This window comes from Kitasatospora sp. NPDC114501 (assembly GCF_055633695.1).
Map to the genome: position 1 here is coordinate 105,130 of NZ_JBVKDS010000018.1, position 20,593 is coordinate 125,722.

At 74.8% G+C, this 20,593-nt stretch carries 18 protein-coding genes; 11 read left to right on the forward strand and 7 right to left on the reverse strand.

The window, feature by feature from the left end; genetic code table 11:
* Nucleotides 1-58 precede the first annotated feature (58 nt).
* Nucleotides 59-508 carry a VOC family protein gene (locus tag ACZ7RU_RS30180; RefSeq protein ID WP_464334967.1) on the forward strand — a complete coding sequence of 150 codons (450 nt, stop codon included), beginning with the start codon at nucleotides 59-61 and terminating at the stop codon, nucleotides 506-508.
* 285 nt (nucleotides 509-793) lie between these two features.
* A complete protein-coding gene (locus ACZ7RU_RS30185) occupies nucleotides 794-1,672 on the forward strand; it encodes an MHYT domain-containing protein (protein WP_470344131.1) in 879 nt (292 codons plus the stop codon).
* Nucleotides 1,673-1,790: 118 nt separating this feature from the next.
* Here the strand turns inward: ACZ7RU_RS30185 and ACZ7RU_RS30190 are convergent, their stop codons facing one another.
* Together ACZ7RU_RS30190 and ACZ7RU_RS30195 are read right to left on the reverse strand one after the other, a co-directional pair.
* On the reverse strand, nucleotides 1,791-3,503 hold the full coding sequence (locus ACZ7RU_RS30190) for a hydrogenase maturation protein (RefSeq protein WP_470344132.1): 1,713 nt from the start codon (nucleotides 3,501-3,503) through the stop codon (nucleotides 1,791-1,793).
* A gap of 214 nt (nucleotides 3,504-3,717) precedes the next feature.
* Nucleotides 3,718-4,641, reverse strand: a complete 924-nt coding sequence (locus ACZ7RU_RS30195; RefSeq protein ID WP_470344133.1) for a DUF4231 domain-containing protein — start codon at nucleotides 4,639-4,641, stop codon at nucleotides 3,718-3,720.
* Between the two features lie 131 nt (nucleotides 4,642-4,772).
* Here ACZ7RU_RS30195 and ACZ7RU_RS30200 point away from each other — a divergent pair, with 131 nt between their 5' ends.
* Nucleotides 4,773-5,222 carry a VOC family protein gene (locus tag ACZ7RU_RS30200; protein ID WP_470344134.1) on the forward strand — a complete coding sequence of 150 codons (450 nt, stop codon included), beginning with the start codon at nucleotides 4,773-4,775 and terminating at the stop codon, nucleotides 5,220-5,222.
* Between the two features lie 64 nt (nucleotides 5,223-5,286).
* Here the strand turns inward: ACZ7RU_RS30200 and ACZ7RU_RS30205 are convergent, their stop codons facing one another.
* On the reverse strand, nucleotides 5,287-6,747 hold the full coding sequence (locus ACZ7RU_RS30205) for an NCS2 family permease (RefSeq protein WP_470344135.1): 1,461 nt from the start codon (nucleotides 6,745-6,747) through the stop codon (nucleotides 5,287-5,289).
* Nucleotides 6,748-6,923: 176 nt separating this feature from the next.
* On the opposite strand from ACZ7RU_RS30205, the gene ACZ7RU_RS30210 reads away from it, so the two are divergent.
* Genes ACZ7RU_RS30210 through ACZ7RU_RS30220 form a run of 3 tightly spaced genes read left to right on the forward strand, consistent with a single transcriptional unit; the run spans nucleotide 6,924 to nucleotide 10,058 of the window.
* Nucleotides 6,924-7,238, forward strand: a complete 315-nt coding sequence (locus ACZ7RU_RS30210; RefSeq protein ID WP_470344136.1) for a DUF2530 domain-containing protein — start codon at nucleotides 6,924-6,926, stop codon at nucleotides 7,236-7,238.
* Between the two features lie 52 nt (nucleotides 7,239-7,290).
* On the forward strand, nucleotides 7,291-9,753 hold the full coding sequence (locus tag ACZ7RU_RS30215; protein ID WP_470344137.1) for an HAD-IC family P-type ATPase: 2,463 nt from the start codon (nucleotides 7,291-7,293) through the stop codon (nucleotides 9,751-9,753).
* A gap of 26 nt (nucleotides 9,754-9,779) precedes the next feature.
* Nucleotides 9,780-10,058: a hypothetical protein gene (locus ACZ7RU_RS30220; RefSeq protein WP_470344138.1), complete on the forward strand. Its 279-nt coding sequence runs from the start codon at nucleotides 9,780-9,782 to the stop codon at nucleotides 10,056-10,058.
* A 62-nt stretch (nucleotides 10,059-10,120) separates the two neighbouring features.
* On the opposite strand, the gene ACZ7RU_RS30225 is transcribed toward ACZ7RU_RS30220, so the two are convergent.
* Nucleotides 10,121-13,417 (reverse strand): sacsin N-terminal ATP-binding-like domain-containing protein, encoded by a 3,297-nt coding sequence (locus ACZ7RU_RS30225; RefSeq protein WP_470344139.1) that lies wholly within the window; start codon nucleotides 13,415-13,417, stop codon nucleotides 10,121-10,123.
* 151 nt (nucleotides 13,418-13,568) lie between these two features.
* Nucleotides 13,569-14,450, reverse strand: coding sequence for a DUF3027 domain-containing protein (locus tag ACZ7RU_RS30230; RefSeq protein ID WP_470344239.1), 882 nt, complete (start codon nucleotides 14,448-14,450; stop codon nucleotides 13,569-13,571).
* A gap of 581 nt (nucleotides 14,451-15,031) precedes the next feature.
* Between ACZ7RU_RS30230 and ACZ7RU_RS30235 the strand changes: the two genes are divergently transcribed.
* From ACZ7RU_RS30235 to ACZ7RU_RS30250, 4 genes are all read left to right on the forward strand, one after another.
* Nucleotides 15,032-16,384 (forward strand): MFS transporter, encoded by a 1,353-nt coding sequence (locus tag ACZ7RU_RS30235; protein ID WP_470344240.1) that lies wholly within the window; start codon nucleotides 15,032-15,034, stop codon nucleotides 16,382-16,384.
* A gap of 72 nt (nucleotides 16,385-16,456) precedes the next feature.
* A complete protein-coding gene (locus ACZ7RU_RS30240; RefSeq protein WP_387760414.1) occupies nucleotides 16,457-16,987 on the forward strand; it encodes a hypothetical protein in 531 nt (176 codons plus the stop codon).
* A 10-nt stretch (nucleotides 16,988-16,997) separates the two neighbouring features.
* Entirely contained in the window at nucleotides 16,998-17,795 is a 798-nt protein-coding gene (locus ACZ7RU_RS30245) for a futalosine hydrolase (RefSeq protein ID WP_470344140.1), read from the forward strand.
* A complete protein-coding gene (locus ACZ7RU_RS30250) occupies nucleotides 17,788-18,639 on the forward strand; it encodes a 1,4-dihydroxy-6-naphthoate synthase (RefSeq protein ID WP_470344141.1) in 852 nt (283 codons plus the stop codon). The genes ACZ7RU_RS30245 and ACZ7RU_RS30250 overlap by 8 nt, the downstream gene beginning before the upstream one ends.
* 61 nt (nucleotides 18,640-18,700) lie before the next feature.
* Here ACZ7RU_RS30250 and ACZ7RU_RS30255 read toward each other — a convergent pair whose 3' ends face one another.
* The gene (locus tag ACZ7RU_RS30255; protein WP_470344142.1) at nucleotides 18,701-19,084 is read right to left on the reverse strand and encodes a cold-shock protein; all 384 of its coding nucleotides are present in this window, start codon (nucleotides 19,082-19,084) and stop codon (nucleotides 18,701-18,703) included.
* Between the two features lie 470 nt (nucleotides 19,085-19,554).
* Here ACZ7RU_RS30255 and ACZ7RU_RS30260 point away from each other — a divergent pair, with 470 nt between their 5' ends.
* The gene (locus tag ACZ7RU_RS30260; RefSeq protein WP_470344143.1) at nucleotides 19,555-19,794 is read left to right on the forward strand and encodes a hypothetical protein; all 240 of its coding nucleotides are present in this window, start codon (nucleotides 19,555-19,557) and stop codon (nucleotides 19,792-19,794) included.
* 91 nt (nucleotides 19,795-19,885) lie between these two features.
* On the opposite strand, the gene ACZ7RU_RS30265 is transcribed toward ACZ7RU_RS30260, so the two are convergent.
* Nucleotides 19,886-20,515, reverse strand: coding sequence for an HAD family hydrolase (locus tag ACZ7RU_RS30265; protein ID WP_470344144.1), 630 nt, complete (start codon nucleotides 20,513-20,515; stop codon nucleotides 19,886-19,888).
* Between the last annotated feature and the right edge of the window lie 78 nt (nucleotides 20,516-20,593).

A 20,593-nucleotide genomic window follows, 5' to 3' on the forward strand; every position in this document is an offset into this window, starting at 1 on the left:
CCCGGTGCCATATTGGTCATGGGCCCCAGCTCTCGACTCCCAGAAGGGCCGACCTGCCATGTCCGACCTCGCCACCGAGCAGTCCGAGCGGTCCGAACGGCCGCGGCCGTCCGAACGGTCCGAGCGGACCGGGCCCGGCGACACCGGCTTCGCCCGGCTCGCCATGGTCACCATCGACTGCGCCGACCCGGTCGCGCTGGCCTCCTTCTACGGCGAGCTGCTGGGGTGGGAGACCAGGCACGCGGACGAGCACTTCGCGATCCTGGACAACCCCGAGGGCGGCAGCCCGCTGGGCTTCGGCCGGGTGACCGGGTACCGGCCGGAGCCGTGGACGGAACCGGACGGCAGCAAGCACTTCCACCTCGACTTCTACGTCGACGACCTGGACGAGGCCACCGCGAAGGCCCTCGCGCTCGGCGCCACCGAGCCCGCCTACCAGCACGGCCGCACGCTGCGGGTGCTGATCGACCCGGCCGGCCACCCGTTCGGGCTAGCCCCGCTGGAGTGAGCACCGAACGGGCCCTGGGGGGCGGTGCGCAGGCGGTGTCAGGGGTTGGTGCCGGGATCATGCAGGCCTCGTAAAGGTCCTTTCTGACCTGGCACTTCACGAAAAACACGAACATTGTGCGACTACCGGGCAGTGGCTACTCTGCCCGATTGTCAGGGGCACCACATGACAGGCTCCTTCCCGCGGGACCACGCTCCCGTTCCGGTGCCCGTTGCCGCGCGCCTTCCCCGGCCAGCCGCGTCCGCCCACGCCCTGGTGCCCTCAACCCTCGTCCAGGGAGCTCTATTGGGTGCGATCCACCATGCCGACCACGGCTGGGTGACCCCGGCGGTCTCGTACTTCGTCGCCTGCGTCGGCGCCTTCGTCGCGCTGCGCAGCGCCCGCTGGGCACTCGTCTCCCAGGGCCGTACCCGGGCCGTCTGGCTGCTGTTCGCCTCGACCTCGCTCGGGGCCGGGATCTGGTCCATGCACTTCATCGCGATGCTCGGCTTCTCGGTGACCGGCGTCGAGATCAGCTACCGGCCCGGCCTGACCGTGCTCAGCCTGCTGGTCGCCGTCGCCGTGGTCGGTGTCGGGCTCTTCACCGTCGGGTACTGGCGACGGCACCCTGCCCTGGCGCTGCTGGTAGGCGGGCTGACCACCGGTCTCGGGGTCGCCGCGATGCACTACCTGGGCATGGCCGCGATGGTGCTGCCCGGCCGGCTCGGCTACGACCGGCTCACCGTGGCGGCCTCGGTGGTGATCGCCGTGGTCGCGGCCACGGCCGCGCTCTGGGCCGCGCTGAACATCCGGGGCACCATCGCCGTGCTGGCGGCGGCGCCGGTGATGGGCGTGGCGGTCTGCGCGATGCACTACACCGGCATGGCGGCGCTCTCCGTCCACCTGGACTTCTCGCGCTCCACCGAGGACGGGGTGATGGCGCTCCAGTTCATCTTCCCGCTCGGGGTCGGGCTCGGCTGCTACGTGTTCTTCGGCTCGCTGGCGTTCGCCGTCTCGCCGAGCCGGTCCGACGCCCAGCCCCTGCTGGCCGGTCCGGCCGCCCCGCTGCCCCCGCGTGCCCCCGGGGCCGCGCGGGCGGCGCGCACCCCGGGCGGCCCGGACGGCCCACTGGTCCCGCCGCAGCAGCGGCGGCGGCGGCCGGTGGGCGGGGCGACCCGGCGCTGACGCGCCGGGTCGGGAGCGGGGGCCCGATCGGGCGCCCGGCCGGGCCCCCCACCCCGGCCGGGCGTCGCCCGCTGCCCCTGACGACGGCCCGGACGGTACGACCGCCTGGGCCGTACGGCTACTCGGGCCGCCCGAGCAGCCCCGCCACGTGCTCCGGGGTGGCCACCGGGCAGACCTTGTGCACGAAGTCCCGCCGCAGCGCGTGGTACGGCTCGCCCGCCCGGTAGAAGTTGGCGTGCATCCGGCGCAGTTCCTCCGCCCGGTACTCGGCCAGCGGCTTCTGCTCCTCGTCGGCCGCACGGCGGCGCTTCTTGTCCACCAGCCGCCCGGTGAGCTCCGGCGAGGCGGCGATCCGGGCCGCCTCGCGGGCCACCCAGCGGCGGAACCCGGCCGCGTCCCCGCCGACCGTACGGTCCACCAGGCCGATCCGGCGGGCGTGGTCGGCGCCGACCGGCAGCGCCTCGGTGGTGAGCCGCTCGGCCTGCTCGGCGCCGACCCGGCCGGGCAGGGTGTACGTCCAGTACTCGGAGCCGTGGAGGCCCATCAGCCGGTAGTGCGGGTTGAGCACCGCCGACTCCCGGCACCACACCTCGTCGGCGGCGAGCGCCATCATCAGCCCGCCGGCCGCCGCGTTCCCGGCCAGCGCCGCCACCGTCACCTTGTCCGTCGTGGTCAGCACCGCCTCGACGAAGTCGTCCATCGCGTTGATGTTCTCCCAGGACTCCAGCGCCGGGAAGGCCGCGCCCTCGATGACGTTGAGCTGGATGCCGTTGGAGTAGAAGTCCCGGGGCGCGCCGAGCACCAGCACCGAGGTCGGCCGCTCGGCCGCCGTCCGGTAGGCGGCGAGCAGCCGGCGGCACTGCTCGGTGCTCATCGCCCCGCCCGCGTAGGCGAATTCGAGGAAGCCGACCTCGCCCTCCTCGCGGTAGCGCAGCTCCGCCCAGGTGTCCCGGCGGCCGGCCGCCTCCGGGCTCACCGGCACCTCGCGGACCCGGTACAGCTCGTCGGCGAGCACGGTGGCGGCCGGCAGCTTGAAGGTGGCCGGCCCGCCGGGGGTGCGGCGCGGGCGCAGCTGGGGTATCCACACCGCGCCGTCCACGGTGGCCCGGCAGATCGCGCCGTCCCGGGTGGCCAGCACGGCGCCGGGCACCGGGCCGCGCAGCTGGTCCTCGGGGTGGCCGCCGTGCAGGAAGAACTCCCGTCCGTACAGCTCGTCCAGGACGCCGGGCTGGGAGTCGGCGGCGCGCAGCCTGCGCAGCACGGTGGCGGTGTCGTCCCGCTCCCAGTCGATCCGGCGCTCCTCCTGGCGCAGGAAGGGCCGCGGTTCGCCGTGCACGTCCGGCCGGGAGTAGTCCAGCGGCTCGGGGGTGTACAGCCCGCTCTCGTAGCGCTGGACGGCCAGCAGGACGGCCTCCACGGCGGCGTCGGCGAGCTCCCCCCGGTACAGCTCGCTCTTGCCGCAGGCGGGGACGGGGAACTCGACGGAGGCCCAGATGTCGCCGGCGTCCATCTCCTCGACGGCCTGCAGCACGGTGACCCCCCAGCGCTCCACCCCCTCGGTGATCGCCCGGTCGAGCGAGGAGGGGCCGCGGTCGCCCTTGGGCCCCGGGTGGACGATCAGGACGGTCCGGGTGGACCAGATGTCCTGCGGGACGGCCTTGGTGAGCATCGGGCAGACGATCAGCTCGGGGTCGGTACGGGCCACCCCGGCCCTCATCTGCTCGTCGCTGAGGGCGAGTTGGACGGCGACCTGGTGGCCGCGCTCGCGCAGGGCGGTGTGGACGCGCTGGGTCAGGCTGTTGAACGCGCTGGCGATCAGGAGAATGCGCAAGGAGGGCCTCCGGCGGGAACTGGGGTCGCGCGCAGGCGATGAAACCAGGGCATGGACACGTAATGATTACGGTCCGTGCCTCGGCGCTCTACTCTCACGCACCCCGCACACCTGTGCGCCGCGTTTCGCCGGATCTCCGCAAGTCCCCGTTGCCGTGAAGTACCCTCCCCCGCTCCCGCCTCCACCCCCCGGACAGCGGCTCCGGAACGCCGGCTCAGCGCGGGAACGCCCGGCGGGCCCGCCAGGTGGTGTGCTCCCGGGAGACGGCGTCCTCCGCGTCGGCGGCCAGCCGGGCCCAGCTCGCCTCGGCGTCCGGCGCCCGGAGGTCGAGGTCGGACAGCTGGTTGCCGACGTTCTCCAGCTCGCGCGCGGCCAGCTGGTAGGCGGCGGCCAGCGGGCCGAGCTGCTTGAGCTGCGTCCAGGCGATGATCGCCGCGGCCGCGGCCGAGGTGGCGCCGAAGAGGTGCACCGACAGCGCGCCGGTGGCCTGGGCGACGGCCGCCGCCGCGCCGACGATGATCAGCACCGCGATGCCGAGCCCCCAGGAGACCGCCTGCGAGTCGCAGGCCTCGGCCCGGGAGCGGTACCAGGTGCGCTGGCCCTCGACCCGGGTGCGCAGGTAGAGGGTGCGCCGCGCGGTCAGGTTCTCGGCGCGCTGCCGGCGCATCTCCGGGGTGATCTCGGCGACGCTGCCGGGCGGCACGATCTCCGGGTCCTCGAAGGCCCGCAGCACGTCCTCGACCTGGAGCAGGTATCCGCGGTCGACGTCCGCGGACTCGGCCGGGCCGTCGAACGGCCGGGCCCGGACGGTGTACTTCCAGGCCAGCGTCTTGACCGACTCGGCCGCCGCCCGGGCCTGGTACCAGCGGCTCTGCGGGTTGCCGCGGCGCAGCCGGGACCAGAAGTAGCCGGCCACCAGGAACGCGGCCACCGAGAACAGCGGCCAGACGTCGAAGTCGCCCTTGTCGTCCGGGCCGGGGAACGACCCGATCACGGCGGCGACCACCAGCATCGCGATCAGTCCGCGGTACCAGCGCAGCGTCTCGCGCTGGCCGTCCAGCGAGGCCTTGTCCGCCGTCCAGAACAGCTCCGGCAGCAGCTGTGCCTCGACGCCCCCCGGCGGATCCTGTTGCACCATCGGTCGAGTCCCCTCCCCCTTCTCCGTCCAGGCAGTATTCCCACCACCAACTCGCCTACACGGATGCCTTTTTGACAACTTCTGACGGCCGGTCGTTGCCCGCCCGATCTGTAACCGATATAAACAGTTACATGCCGCTGCACTGGAAGCTCGTCATCGACTGCACCGACCCGCACCGCCAGGCCGCCTTCTGGGCCGCCGCCCTGGAGTACACGTTGGAGGACCACGGTGCGCTGATCACCCGGCTGCTCGCCGCCGGCGCGGTCGGCCCGGAGGCCCTCACCGAGCTGGACGGCCGTCCGGCCTGGCGCTCGCTGGCCGCCGTCCGCCACCCCGAGGACCCGTTCGATCCGGCCTCGGGCACCGGCCTCGGCCGCCGTGTCCTGTTCCAGGCCGTCCCCGAGCCCAAGCAGGGCAAGAACCGCCTGCACCTCGACCTCCACCCCGGCCCGGCCGAGCGCGCGGCCACCGTCGCCCGCCTCGAAGGCCTCGGCGCCACGGTCCTCCGGGAGGTCGAGGAGCCCGGCGGCCGCTGGACCACCATGGCCGACCCCGAGGGCAACGAGTTCGACGTCCAGTGACAGGCGAAACGCCGTGGCCCCGCCCTCCCCGGCGGGAGGACGGGGCCACGGCGGCCGTACGGCGTCAGAGCAGGCCGAGGGCCGGCATCAGGTAGTAGAAGGCGAACACCGCCGCCACCGCGTACATCGGGACGGGGACCTCGCGACCGCGGCCGGCGGCCACGCGCAGCACGCAGAAGGCGATGAAGCCCAGGCCGATGCCGTTGGTGATGCTGTAGGTGAACGGCATCATCACGATGGTCAGGAAGGCCGGGATCGCGATCGTGTAGTCGGCCCAGTCGATCTCCTTGATCGAGTTGGCCAGGATCAGGAAGCCGACGGTGATCAGGGCCGGGGTGGCGGCCTGGGCCGGGACCATGGTGGCGAGCGGGGTGAGGAAGAGCGCCACCACGAAGAGCAGGCCGGTGACGATCGACGCGAAGCCGGTCCGGGCGCCCTCGCCGACGCCGGCGGTGGACTCGACGAAGCAGGTGTTGGCCGAGGCCGAGGTGGCGCCGCCGGCCGCGGTGGCGATGCCGTCGACCATCAGGACCTTGTTGATGCCGGGCAGGTCGCCGTTGCGGTCCAGCAGGTGGGCCTCGTCGGCCACGCCGAGGATGGTGCCCATCGCGTCGAAGAAGCACGACATCAGCACGGTGAAGACGAACAGCAGGCCGGTCAGCACGCCGACCTTCTCGAAGCCGCCGAACAGGCTGACCTTGCCGACCAGCCCGAAGTCCGGCGCGGAGACCGGGTTGCCGGGCCAGGTCGGGACGGTGAGGCCCCACTTGAGCGCCGGGATGTCGGCCACCTTGTCGATGACCGCGGCGAGCGCGGTGGAGGCCGCGATGCTGATCAGGATGGCGCCGGGCACCTTGCGGATCAGCAGGATCAGGGTGAGCACCAGGCCGATCACGAAGATCAGCACCGGGAAGCCGAGCAGGTGTCCGTTGCCGCCGAGCTGGAGCGGGACGGTGGTGTGGGCGGCGTCCGGGATGCGGCTGACGAAGCCGGAGTCGACCAGGCCGACCAGGCTGATGAACAGACCGATACCGATCGCGATGGCCTTGCGCAGGCCGAGCGGGACGGCGTTCATGACCCGCTCGCGCAGCCCGGTGGCGACCAGCAGCATGATCGCGAAACCGGCCAGCACGACCATGCCCATGGCGTCCGGCCAGGTCATCTTCGGGGCGAGCTGGAGCGCCACGATCGTGTTGACGCCGAGTCCGGCGGCCAGGCCGATCGGGACGTTGCCGATGACTCCCATCAGCAGGGTGGTGAGACCCGCGGTGAGGGCGGTGGCGGTGACCAGCTGGCCGCTGTCCAGGTGGGCCCCGGTGACGTCCGTGCCGCTGGCCAGGATGATCGGGTTCAGCACCAGGATGTACGCCATGGTGAAGAAGGTGGCGACACCGCCGCGGATCTCGCGCGGCAGGGTGGAGCCTCGCTCGCTGATCCGGAAGAAGCGGTCGACGGCGCTCGTGGGGGGCTTCGGCGCGGCGTCGGCGGGTTCGGGCGACTCGGTGGTCGGCTGGACCACAGGCATGCGTGCGTCCTCTGTGGGGGAGCTGAGGAGAGGGAGGGGGACGCCCGGGGCGACGGTGGCCGGGCGCAGACCTTTAAGTATGGTTTCCCGATCGCACACGCGCTATCTTCGCGCGTAGAGCCCGTACGGGGTCACGGCACCCGCGAGGCCGCCCCACCGCACCGTACGCTAGGCCCATGCCCAAGACGCCACTGCACCCCTCGCCCCCTCCGCTGGAGGCCAACGACGTCGCCATCGTCGGCGGCGGCACGGTGCTGTGGTTCGTCGCCTTCCTCGCCCTGCTGCCCTTCCAGGGCACCCTCTCCGAGCACGGCCACGGCACCTGGCCCTGGATCTGCCTCTCCGGCGGCCTGCTCGGCCTGATCGGCCTCTGGTACTGCCGTGCCCGGCGGGACGCGATCGCCCGCAGCCGCGCCGCCGAGGCGGCCGGACGGACCGCCGGACGGGCCGCCGAGGACGACGGCCAGAACCCGGCCACCCGGTCGGACTGAATAGTCCTTTAGTAGCACGCACCGGACATAAGGCACCCGTAGAGTCGGTGCCATGACGCAGCCTGCCCAGCCAGCGGAAGAGCGGCCGACCGACGGGGAACGGCCGGACGGAGCGCACCCCCTCGGCCTGCTGCCCGGCCGGCGCGGCGGCCTGACCGCCGCCGAGGTGGCCGAGCGGGTCGCGAAGGGCCAGGTCAACGACGTTCCGGTGCGGTCCAGCCGGTCCACCGGGGAGATCGTCCGGGCCAACGTCCTCACCCGCTTCAACGCGATCATCGGCGTGATGTTCGGGATCATCCTGATCGTCGGTCCGATCCAGGACGGCCTGTTCGGCCTCGTCATCGTGGCCAACACGGCGATCGGGATCATCCAGGAGCTGCGCGCCAAGAAGACCCTGGACAGCCTCGCCCTGATCGGCGAGGCCCGCCCCCAGGTCCGCCGGGACGGCTCCGCCCGGCAGGTCGGCGTCTCCGAGATCGTCCTCGACGACACCGTGCTGCTCGGCACCGGCGACAAGGTGATCGTGGACGGGGAGGTCACCGAGGCGGACGGGCTGGAGATCGACGAGTCGCTGCTCACCGGCGAACCCGACCCGGTCCTCAAGCAGCCCGGCGACCAGGTGATGTCCGGCAGCTTCGTGGTGGCCGGCGCCGGCGCCTTCACCGCCACCAAGGTCGGCCGCGAGGCCTACGCGGCCCGGCTCGCCGAGGAGGCCAGCAAGTTCACCCTGGTGAAGTCGGAGCTGCGCTCCGGCATCGACAGCATCCTGCGGATCATCACCTACCTGCTGATCCCCACCGCCCTCGGTCTGATCATCAGCCAGCTGGCCGTCGAGGGCCGGGACTGGAAGGAGGCCGTCCGGCGCATGGTGGCCGGCATCGTGCCGATGGTCCCCGAGGGCCTGGTGCTGCTGACCTCGGTCGCCTTCGCGATCGGCGTGGTCCGGCTCGGCCGCAAGCAGTGCCTGGTCCAGGAGCTCCCCGCGATCGAGGGCCTGGCCCGGGTGGACACCGTCTGCCTGGACAAGACCGGCACCCTCACCGAGGGCGGCATGGACGTGGTCGACCTGCGGGTCCTCGCCGACGGGGAACCCGCCGCCGTCACCCCGGAGACCGTCGAGCACGCGCTGGCCGTGATGGCCGGCGCCGACGCCCGCCCCAACCCGTCCATGCAGGCCGTCATCGACGCGTACGGGCGCGGCGACGGCGGTCCGGACGGTGCGACGGGGAACGGCTGGCGGGTGATCGAGGCGATGCCCTTCTCCTCCGCCCGCAAGTGGAGCGGCGTGCAGCTGCTGGAGCCGCAGGGCGGCGAGGCCAGCTGGCTGCTCGGCGCGCCCGACGTGCTGCTGCCCGCCGGGCACCCGGCGCTCGCCGAGGTGGACGAACTGGGCGCCCGGGGCCTGCGGGTGCTGCTGCTGGGCCGCACCCCCGTCCCGCTGGACTCCCCCGACCCGGCGGCCGACCTCACCCCGCTCGCCCTGGTGGTGCTCCAGCAGCGGCTGCGCTCGGACGCCGCCGAGACCCTGCGCTACTTCGAGAGCCAGCGGGTCCGGGCCAAGGTCATCTCCGGCGACGCGGCGGTCTCGGTCGGCGCGGTGGCCGGCCACCTGGGCCTGCCCGGCGCCGACCACCCGCTGGACGCCCGCAGCCTGCCCGCCGACCCGGAGGAGCTCGCCGAGACCGCCGACCGGACCAGCGTCTTCGGCCGGGTCACCCCGCAGCAGAAGCGCCGGCTCGTCGGAGCGCTGCAGTCCCGCGGCCACACCGTGGCGATGACCGGCGACGGCGTCAACGACGTGCTCGCGCTCAAGGACGCCGACATCGGCGTGGCGATGGGCACCGGCTCCGACGCCACCAAGGCGGTCGCCCAGATCGTGCTGCTGAACGACTCCTTCGCCTCGCTGCCGTCGGTGGTGGCCGAGGGCCGCCGGGTGATCGGCAACATCGAGCGGGTCGCTTCACTCTTCCTGGTGAAGACCGTCTACTCGGTGCTGCTGGCGCTGCTGGTGATCTTCACCCACTCGCCGTACCCGTTCCTGCCCCGGCACTCCACCGTGCTGTCCTCGCTGACCATCGGCATCCCGGCGTTCTTCCTCGCGCTCGCCCCCAACAACGAGCGGGCCCGCACCGGCTTCGTGAAGCGCGTGCTGCGCCTCGCGATCCCCGGCGGCGCCATCGCCGGCACCGGCACCTTCGTCGCCTACACCCTCGCCCGCACCGACCACACGACCGACCTCAAGGCCGACACCAGCGTGGCCACCCTGACGCTCTTCCTGATCGCCATCTGGGTGCTCGCCATCGTCGCCCGTCCGTACAACTGGTGGCGCCTGCTGCTGATCGGCACCATGGGCGGCGCCTTCGCCCTGGTCCTGCTGGTGCCCCCGCTGAAGACGTTCTTCGACCTCTCCCTGGTCGGCTTCCGCGACCCGCTGGTGGGCGTGGCCGTCGCGGTGGTCTGCGGCATCGCGCTGGAGGTCACCTGGGCCTGGATGAGGCGCCGCGGGTACGAGTAACGTGCCCGGCGGGAGGGGGTGCCGACATGGCGTACCGAGGTGGGGAGACCGATCGTGAGGCCGGGCAGGTCGAGGCCTTCGCCGCGTTCCTGGGCGGCGCGCTGGCCGCCGGGCTGGCCGTCCTGGCGCTGCTGGGCGGCTCCTGGCTGGCGGACGCCGGCGAGCTGACCGCCCCGGCGCGGCCGTGGCTGCCGACGGCCGTGAAGGCCCTGGTGGCGACCGTCTGGTCGGCCACCACCGTCTGCGTCTACCTGCGGCTGAAGCAGCGCAGGCGGACGCGCCGAGCCGGTTCGGCGCCCCGCTAGGGCCTGCCCGCTCGACCCCCGGATCCGGGCCCGCCGGTCCGGGCGGGCCCGGACCGGTCCGCTCAGCCCTCGAAGTCGCGGGCGGCGGAGAGCTCGTAGGCGCGGTCCGGCTCGCTGAGGGCGGCCAGCACCTCGAAGCGGCGGTGCCACTGCCCGACCGACCAGGCCAGCCCGGCGGCGAGGCCCTCCGGGGTGGCCGCGTGCAGCAGTCCGGGCACCGGCGGGACCTCGAACTCGTCGTCCTCGTCGCCGGCCTCGGCCAGCTCCGGGTCGTACGGCGGCTCCGGGCTGTCCGCCCCGGTGTCCCAGCGCCAGTCCACCGCCGCCTCGCCGCCGTCCGGCCCGACGACCAGCAGCTCCTCGTGCTCCTCGTAGGCGACCGGGCAGCCGGGCAGCAGCTCCCGCACCACCGCCGGGACCCGGTGCAGCACGCCCTCGGAGAGCACCCGGCCGCCCGCCACCTCGCTGGCCAGCGACACGTGCAGCCGCTCGGCGAGGTCGGCGGCCAGCGCCGGGGCGACCGGCAGCAGCGGGTACGGGTGCAGCAGCTGGACCAGGTCCGGGGCGTCGGCGACGACCGCCTCGGTGGCGTCCACCACCACGGTGTGGGCCGGCCGGCGCCCGGTGGCCGGGTCCAGCGGCGGCAGCGCCCGCACCACGTCCAGCGGCTCGATCCGCTCGCGGTCCACCCGGGCCAGCGCGGTGTGGATGCCGTGCAGCTGGCGGTGGCCGACCTCGGCGGCCGGGTCGGTCATCCGGTCCAGCACCTCGTCCGGCCCGTGCGGCTCGGCGAGCAGCGCGGCCAGCGTGGTGCGCACCCCGAGCGCGTGCAGGAACCGGTCGTCCAGGGTGGTGCGGGCCTCGTCGTACAGCCCGCGCAGCAGCGGGTCGGCCCCGGCGGCGCGCAGCCCGGCCGGCTCGCGGCCCCCCAGCACCGGGTGGTCGCGCAGCCACCACGCGGTGTACGGCGGCAGGTCGGCGTACGAGCCGTCCGGCAGCAGCGTGCGCACCGGGTTGACCACCGCGTCCCGGTACGGCGGGCGGGCCAGCGCGGCGAGCGCCTCCGGCCAGGCGTCGTCGTCCACCAGGTCGAGGTCGCGCACGGCCAGCAGCTCGGCGGCCACCGGCGGGACGCCGACCGCCTCGTCCGCCTGGAGCGCCTCCAGCGCGTCCTCGGCCCACTCGGCGAGCCCGTCCGGCGCCTCGTCCAGCAGGCCGGTGGGGTGGCCGCCGGCCGCGCGGTCGGCCGGGACGGTGGGGTCCAGCCGCTCCAGGTCGTCCGGGTCGAGCACCACATCCTCGGCGCGCACCAGCACGAAGTCGGCCAGCACGCCGACGGCGGCGAGCACGTCCGGCCCCCAGCGCTCCAGCAGCTCGTCGTCCACCCAGCCGGCGTCCTCCTCGCGGGCGAGCGCGGCGAACGGGCTTCCGGGCAGGACGAGTTCGCCGGCCCGGGCGGGCTCGCCCTCGTCGTCGAGCAGCGCCAGTCGGGCCAGCCAGGGGTGGGCGCCCGGCTCGGCGGCGGCGGCCTTCACCAACGCCAGGACGGCGTCGGAGAGTTCGAGCGCCGCGTCGAGGTCGTCCTCGGCCAGCTCGTAGGAGCGGGCGACGGCGGCCCGCACCTCGGGGGTGTCCAGCACCCCGGCCGGGGTGGCGGTGCCGGCGCCGAGCTTGGCCAGCAGCGGGTGGGCGGCCTCGGGGTGGGCCAGCCGCAGGTCGAGCGCGGCGAGCGCGCCCGCGAGCGACCCGGGGTAGCCGGGGAAGGCCGCCCAGTCGGCGTCCTCGGAGGGCAGCAGGACGCGCCGCGGCCCGGTGACCGTCCGCCCGTCGGCGAGCGGGACGGGCAGCGCGCCGAGCGCCTCCGGGTCGGCCGCGCCGAGCGCCGCGTACAGGTTGCGCCACCAGGCGGGCTCGCGGTCCAGCCCGCCGAGCTGGTCCACCACCTCGGCCAGCGGCACCCGGCGCACGTTCAGCACCCGCAGCTCGGTGCGGCGCTCCAGGCCGGCCGGCAGCAGCCCGGGGAAGATCGGCGAGAGCGCCTCGACCACCGAGCCGTCCGCGCCCTCCAGCAGCGTCGCGTCCCGGGGCCGCAGCGCGGGCGTGCCCTGCTCGACCGGCGCCGGGTGCGGCAGGAACGGCGTGCCGGGCAGCCGGGAGAGCACCGCGGCGCGCAGCGCGTTGTCCAGCGCGCCCTGGCCCAGCGGGCCCGGGACGAGGCCGAGCGAGCCGAGGTCGGCACCGCGGGCGCGCAGCAGTTCGGCGTAGCTGTCGGCGGCCCGCTCGGTGAGGAAGTCGGCCAGCGGGCCGGGGGCGACGTGCCGGCGGGTGGAGTCCAGCGGGTACGAGGCGATCAGCAGCGCGGGCAGGCCGACCGGCTCGTCGCTGGGGGTGGGCGCGTGCAGCACCGAGGCGATCCCGGGCCGCTGCGGGGCACCGTCCGGGCCGACCGGGACGGCCCAGGTCACCGTCCAGTACGGGCGGGCGCGCTCCTCGGTGGGCCGGTCGGCCAGCAGTTCGGCGGAGAGCGTGCCGGAGGCGCCGGCGGTCTGCCAGACCGTCTGCCGCAGCCCGCCGCCCGCGTCGTCGGTGACGGTGACCTCGGTGACCCCGTCCGGGCGGGTCTCGGCGGCGGCCCGGGTGAGCGTGCGGGTGCCGTCCGGGGTCTCCACCACGACCTCGCGCAGGCCGGGCAGGGTGAGCAGCAGCGCGTCGTCGATCCCGGCCAGCAGACGGCGGGTCAGGTCCTCGGCGGCGGCGTCCCGCAGCGGCAGCACGACCACCGTGTCGTAGCCGTCCGGGGCCGGGCCCTCGGCCGCGAACGGCAACCGCAGCAGCGGCACGTGGCCGTCCCGTCGGCGCAGTTCCTCGGCCAGTTCGGGCTGGGCCCCGGCCAGCGCCCGGGCCTCGCCGAGCGACCAGCGCACCCCGCCGGTGGCGCTCAGCACGGCGGGCTCGTCGGTGACCGCGAGGACGGCGGCGAAGCCGACCCCGAAGCGGCCGACGGCGGGTTCCTCGCCGCGCTTGGAGGACGCGCGCAGGGTGGACAGCGACTCGACGGCGGCCGCGTCCAGCGGGGCGCCGGTGTTGGCCGCGGCGAGCACGCCGTCGGCGAGGGTCAGCCGCAGCCGGCCGGGGCCGTGGCCGGCCCGCACCGCGGCGTCGGCCGCGTTCTGCGCCAACTCGACCACCAGGCGGTCCCGGTAGCCGCCGAGCGCCAGCTCCTCCTCGGCGTTGGCGTCCTCCCGGAACCGGGCCGGCGAGGCGGCCCAGGCGTCCAGCACCCGCCGCCGCAGCGCGGCGCTCCCGAAGGGGTCCGCGAGGTACTCGTCCGTGCCGCTGCCGATGATCCGAGGTTCCACTGGACCTGCCGCCTTCCGCTGCCCTGTTCGTCGTAGGGCATTCTTCCCTGCCCCACCGACTGCTCCCGACCACGGCCCGGCCGCCGCCGAGCCCGGGAACGCCGACGGCCCGCCCCGGTTCGTCACCGGGGCGGGCCGTGCGGCCGGGACCTCAGGAGTGGCCGAGCTCCTCGGCCGGAGCGTCGGGCTCGACGGAGCCGGAGGTGCGGTCGGGGTGCAGCGGGAGCGGCTCGACCACCAGCTCGTCCAGGATCAGCTCGGACGGCGCCGGCGGGGCCGGGATGACGGCCGCCTCGGAGTGCCCGCCGCAGCCGTACGCGAAGGAGACGATCTGGCCGTCGGCCGGGCCGAACTCGTTGCCGCACACGCCGAAGGCCTGCCCGAGCGAGCCGCCGATCGGGACCAGGAAGCCGCAGCTCGCGCACGAGGCCGGGGCGGCCTGCGCCATCGGCGTGTGCGGGCCGTGGACCTTCTCCCAGCGCTCGGCGGCCAGGTGCAGGCCGAGCCGGGAGAGCACCCGGCTGCGGCCCAGGCCCAGCTCCTCGGCGACGGCGTTGATCCGGGCGCGGGCCGGGGCGGGCTGGACGTGCGGGTCGGTGAGGACCAGGTCCTCGTCGTCCACCAGGGCGACCGCGGAGTTCGGCGCGGGCTCGTCCTCGCCGGTCCAGCCGGGCTCCAGCCGCAGGTCGTCGGCATCGGTGGGCAGCAGGTCGCCCGGGCCCATGTCGCCGGGGCGCAGCCGGTCGCTCCACGGCACCCACTGCGGGGCGAGGACCGCGTCGGGGCCGGGCAGCAGCACGACCTCGTCCAGGGTGACGTTCTTGGCGCGCGGCGCACGGGCGACGGTGACCGCCCAGTGCCAGCCACGGTAGGCCGCGTCAAGGCACTCGAAGGTGTGGGTGACGACGCGGTCGGCGTCCGCCTGGACACCCAGGTGCGGCCCGACGGCCTCCGCACCGACGGCCTCCTCGGCGGCCTGGCGGGCGAGTTCGACGGCCTCGGCACAGAGCCGGTCGGGGGTACGGCTTCGCATCGCAGCACTCACGGCGTCGATTCTCTCCCAGTTCTTCTGTCGCCCACGGCGTGTTGCCTGATCCGTCGCGGCTCGGTGTCCCTCGTCCATTCTGCGCGACCCGGAGCCCCCTCGGGTACCGGCCGCGCCGCTCGACCGGCCTGCCGGCGCCCCGGCGGGTCGGCGGGTCGACCTTGGGCAGGCTACCCGCCGGTCGGTGCCCCGGCACAGTCCGGGGCGGACACGGCCGTCCCGGGGCCGCGCCGAGCGGAGCCCGGTCCCGCGTCGGCTCGGCGATTCTGGGGCAGGATGGGCTTGTGGCGGACCACGACCCGTCGCAGCACGCACTCCGCGCCCCGCAGGCCGGCAGCCCCGACCAGGCGGACGCCGTGCCGCGACAGCAGCCCCCGGTCCCCGGCGCGGGCGAACCGCGGCCGGCGGACGGTACCGAGGCGCCCTCCGGCCCCGTCGACCTCTCCAGGACCGGGGCCTCCGCCGCTCCCGCGGACCCCTCCGAGGCCCCGGCTCCGGACGCTCCCGGCCGGGCCGGGCGGGAGCCGCACGAGGACGGGGACGAGGGCCCCGGGCCCCGCCGGAACCTCCTGGTCCGCACCGCCTCCGCCATCGGCTCCCGCACCGGCAAGGTGGTGCACGGCACCGGTCGGCGGATCCGCCGGGCCACCGCCGCCGAGGGCGCCGGCGAGTCCGGCCTCGCGAAGCTGATCGAGTTGCACGCGCTCAACTCCTTCGGCGACATGCTGATCACCGTCGCACTGGCGTCCACCATCTTCTTCTCGGTGCCCACCGGCGAGGCCCGCGGCCGGGTCGCGCTCTACCTGCTGATCACGATGGCCCCGTTCGCCCTGCTGGCCCCGGTGATCGGCCCGCTGCTGGACCGCCTGCCGCACGGCCGCCGGGCGGCCATGGCGATGGCCATGCTGGCCCGGGCGGTGCTGGCCTGGACGATGGCGGGGGTGATCGTCGGCGGCGGCATCGCGCTCTACCCGGAGGCGCTCGGCGTGCTGGTCGCGTCCAAGGCGTACGGCGTGGTGCGCAGCGTGGTGGTGCCCCGGCTGCTGCCGAGCCGGCTGTCCCTGGTGAAGGCGAACTCCCGGGTCACCCTGGCCGGGCTGCTGGCCACCGGCGTGGCGGCCGCGGTGGGCGGGCTGCTGCACCTGATCGGGCCCGGCTGGCCGCTGCGCGGCGCCTTCCTGGTGTTCGTGATCGGCACCCTGATGGCCTTCCACCTGCCGCCCGCGGTGGACTCGGCCAAGGGCGAGCAGCGCGCCGTCCTGCACGCCGAGGTGCACGGCGAGGGCTCCCACCTGATCCACCACAGGCCGCCACCGGTCAAGGCCTCGCTGCGCACGGTCGGCCCTTCGGTGATCCTGGCGCTGCGGGCGATGTCGGCGATGAAGTGGCTGGTCGGCTTCCTGGTGATGTTCCTGGCCTTCCTGCTGCGGGAGGAACCGGTCGGCGGGCTGCGGCCGACGGTGGCGCTGGGCCTGGTGGCGCTGGCGGCCGGCACGGGCAACGCGCTGGGGTCGGTGCTCGGCTCCTGGCTGCGCACCCGGGGCCCGGAGGCGACGGTCACCGCGATGCTGCTGCTGGCGACCTGCGTGACGGCGGCGACCGCGCTCTGGTACGGCGTGGTGACGGTGGTTCTGGTCGCCGCGGTGGCCGGGATGGCGGCCTCGCTGGGCAAGCTGGCGCTGGACGCGCTGATCCAGCGGGACGTCCCGGAGGCGGTGCGGACCTCGGCGTTCGCCCGTTCGGAGACCCTGATGCAGCTGTCCTGGGTGGCCGGCGGGGCGGTCGGCATCCTGCTGCCGCTGAACGGGAAGCTGGGCCTGTCGATCGCCGCCGGGGTGGTCGGCCTGATGCTGCTGTGGACGCTCCGCTCGCTCTTCCGGGTGGGCCTGCGGCGGCACCCGACGGCGCCCCGGGTGGCCTGATCGGGGCGGGCGGCAACACGCGGTGCCGACCCCCGCGTCGCGTGATCGGCCAGGCCCGGTAGATTCTGACGCATGAGCCTCAATTCCCGTGTCATCGCCGCCCTCGGCGCCGTCGTCGTGGTCGGCGCCGCCACGGTGGGCACCTCCGTCGCCATCGCCGCCGACCAGACCGAGCACAGCTCCCACCGGGCCACCCTCACGGTCGGCAACTCCTCGGTCGAGACGGACCCGCTGTGCTGGAACGGCGGCAACCCGATCACCGAGGACCTCCAGCAGGAGTGCCAGGACAAGGCCACCGAGGCCCTCAAGAACGGCACGCTGCCCACCTCGGACGTGGTGGCGAGCGACCGGGTCGGCGTCGGGGTCTCCCCGAACGTGGCCGAGACCGGCTGGTGGGCCTTCACCAACGGCGGCTCGACCGGCCAGGGCGGCCGCTTCAGCCTGTTCTCGTACGCCAAGGGTCCGACCTGGTCGGGTTCCCAGCAGGCCAACAAGGTGCTGAACGCCAGCGGCAAGACCCTGGTCACCGTGGTCGAGGGCGACAAGAACTCGGACAACCCGATCGCCGTCTGGTACTTCCAGCTGAACACCCAGGACAGCTGACGGTCCCGAGATGACCGCACCCGCCGTCACCGACGGCCCCGACGAGCGGTCGGGCCCCGCCCGGGCCCGGCTGCTCGTCGTCGTCGCGGTGGCCGCCGAGGCCGAGGCCGTGCTGCGCGGCCTGCCCGGCGGGTCCGCAGCGCTGCCGCTGCCCGGGGGCACCCTGCACCGGGCCGGACGGGTGCCGGTGGACGTGCTGGCCGCCGGGGTCGGCCCGGCCGCCGCCGCTGCCGCCGCCTCCGCCGCGCTGGCGGCCCACCCGTACGCGCTGGCCGTCTCGGCCGGGATCGCCGGCGGTTTCGCCCCGCTCGCCCCGGTCGGCAGCACCGTGCTGGCCGACGCGATCGTGGCCGCGGACCTCGGCGCCGAGACCCCGGAGGGCTTCGCCGACGTCACCGAGCTGGGCTTCGGCACCGTCCGGCACACCCCGCCGCCGGCCGCCGTCGCCCTGGTCGCGCGGGCGCTGGCCGGCCCGGACCTCGCCGTCGGCCCGGTGCTGACCGTCTCCACCGTCACCGGCAGCGCCGGGCGGGCCGCCGAGCTGGCCGCCCGCCACCCGGGCGCCGTCGCCGAGGCGATGGAGGGCTTCGGCGTGGCCGAGGCCGCCGCCCGGTACGGCGTGCCGGCCCTCGAACTGCGCACCGTGTCCAATCCGGTGGGCCCGCGCGACCGGACCGCCTGGCGGATCGGCGAGGCGCTGGCCGCCCTGGAGCGGGCCTTCGCCGCGCTGCCCGTCCACGAACTGCCCGGGCCGGCCGCCGCCACCGGCCGCGCGGCACGAACCCACCAGGAGGCCGGCCGTGGCTGAACGGCTGAGCATCGCGTACTCGCCCTGCCCGAACGACACCTTCGTCTTCCACGCCTGGGCGCACGGCCTGGTGCCCGGCGCGGACGCCCCCGAGGTGACCTTCGCCGACATCGACGTCACCAACGGCCGGGCCGAACGCGGCGAACTGGACGTGCTGAAGATCAGCTACGGCGCGCTGCCGTGGGTCCTGGAGGAGTACGCCCTGCTGCCCTGCGGCGGCGCGCTGGGCCGCGGCTGCGGCCCGCTGGTCCTCACCCTGCCGGGCGTGGACTCCCCCGCCGACCTGGCCGGGAGGACCGTCGCGGTGCCCTCCGAGCGCTCCACCGCCTACCTGCTGTTCCGGCTCTGGGCGGCGAAGGCGGTGCCGGGCGGCTTCGGCGAGATCGTCGTGCTGCCGTTCCACGAGATCATGCCCGCCGTCCGGGACGGCCGGGTGGACGCCGGCCTGGTGATCCACGAGGCCCGCTTCACGTACCGGCAGTACGGCCTGCACAGCCTGGCCGACATGGGCGAGGCCTGGGAGCGGGAGACCGGTCTGCCGATCCCGCTGGGCGCGATCGTCGCCCGGCGCTCGCTCGGCGCCGAGCGGCTGCGGGCGATCGCCGACGCGATCCGCGCCTCCGTGCGGCAGGCCTGGGCGGACCCGGCGGCGAGCCGCGGGTACGTGCTGGCGCACGCCCAGGAGATGGACCTGGACGTCGCCGAGCAGCACATCGGGCTGTACGTCACCGAGTTCACCGAGGACCTCGGCGAGGAGGGCTACGCGGCCGTCCGCGCGCTGCTCACCCGGGCCGCCGCGGAGGGGCTGGTACCCCCGCTCGACCCGGGTGCGCTCGCGTTCTAGCCGCCGGTTCCGGCCCGCGGTCGCGGCTCGCGGTTCCGGCGGCCGGCTCCGGCCCCGCCGGTCAGATGTCGAACTGGTCGGCCACCGCCCGCAGCAGGCCGGCCAGCTTCTGGCCGGTCGGCTTGGCGGGGTAGCGCCCGCGCTGGAGGCCGGGCAGCACCGAGTCCAGCGTGGTGATCAGGTCCTGGACGATCGGCGCCATGTCGTCGGCGCTCCGGCGCTGGGCGGCGGCCACCGAGGGCAGCGCGTCCAGCAGCTGCACGGCCATCGCCTGGTCCCCGCGGTGCCCGGCGACCACGCCGAACTCGACCCGCTGGCCCGGCTTCAGCGACGTGACACCGTCGGGCAGCGCCTTGGTGTGGACGAAGACGTCGCCGCCGTCGTCGCGCGACAGGAAGCCGAAGCCCTTCGTCTCGTTGAACCACTTGACCTGGCCGGTGGGCATCTCGAACAGTCCTCGAATGGGTGTGAGGGATCCCGGCCCTGGCCGGGGATCACTGGGTGGTGGGAAAAGCGTCCGACCTCGGGTCGGCGCCCATGGGCGCTCATGGTCGGCACGCGGTCAAGGAGCAGACTAACGGTCCGTCACTGCCTCATCCGCGTTCCGCGAGGGAACCGCGTTCCGAGGCCCGGTCGGGGCGGCGGGAGCGGGATCTCGCGGTCACGGGCGACCCGGCACTGGCACGGCCGGGGCGCGGCTCCGCGCAGTCCATCGGCTCACACCCCCGGGTCTGAGGACGCGGGGCGCACCTGTAGCGCCCCTCGGCACCCCGTGCATACCCCCGCTCAACAGGGATCAAAACGTTCAGCTGCCGGGAAACTGCGCAACGTGACCGACCCGCTCCGGTCGACCGCCCCGGCGGCCGCTCTGCCAGACTGGGGGCAGTCCCGACCGGCCCGGAGGAGTGAGCAGACGTGAGCAGCCAGAGCGCCGACCCCGGCGACGTGTACGTCAAGGCCGGGGCGATCGTCTTCGGTCTCGGCGCACTCGCCACCCTGGTCACCTTCGTCCCGCTGTTCCTGCACCTGACGCCGCTGCCGACGGCCGCGTACTGGCTGAGCATGCTGATGCCGGCCGGTTTCCTGGCCGCGCTGACCGGGCTGCTGCTGAACGCGCGGGCCCAGCGCCGCCGGGTCGGGCCCGTCGGGTCCTGAGGGCCCGCCGCGGGCCCGGGCAGGGCCCGGCGTGCGGCCGGCGGACGGCGGACGGCGGACGGCGGACGGCGGACGGCGGACGGCGGACGGCCTAGCCTGCGGCCAGGTGCCCGGCGAGCCAGTCGGGGAAGCCGTTGAGGTCGTCCAGCACCACGTCCGCGCCCGCCTCGCGCAGCTCGACCGCGCTGTACGGGCCGGTGGGCACGCAGACCGCGACCGCGTCCGCGTGCCGGGCGCCCCGGATGTCGCCGAGGTGGTCGCCGACGTAGACGCTCGCGCCGTGCTCGCGCAGTGCCGCACCCTTGGTCTCCGCCCACAGGTCGCCGATCACGGTGTCCGCGACCAGCCCGGCGTGCTCCAGGTGGAGGCGGGCGTTCGGCTCGTACTTGCCGGTGATCACCGCGACCCGGCCGCCGTGGGCGCGGACCGCCTCGACCGCGGCGTACGCGCCGGGCAGGGCCGTGGTCGGGGCGAAGGCGTGGTCGCGGTAGAGCTCGCGGTAGCGGGTCATGGCCCGCTGCACCTCGTCCTCCGGGAACCAGTTGCGGATCTCGTCCACCAGCGGCGGACCGAGCCGGGTGACCACCAGGTCGGCGTCGATGTGGGTACCGGTCTCGGCGGAGAGCGCCAGGTAGGTGGCGCGGATACCCGGCCGGGTGTCCAGCAGCGTCATGTCGAGGTCGAAGCCGACGGTGAGCTGAGCGGTCGAGGTCGCGGGCATGGCGCCAGGCTACCCAACGGGGGCCGTGGACCACGAGGCAATTTGCCCGGGCTCCTGGGCTGAACTTAGGTTTGCCTC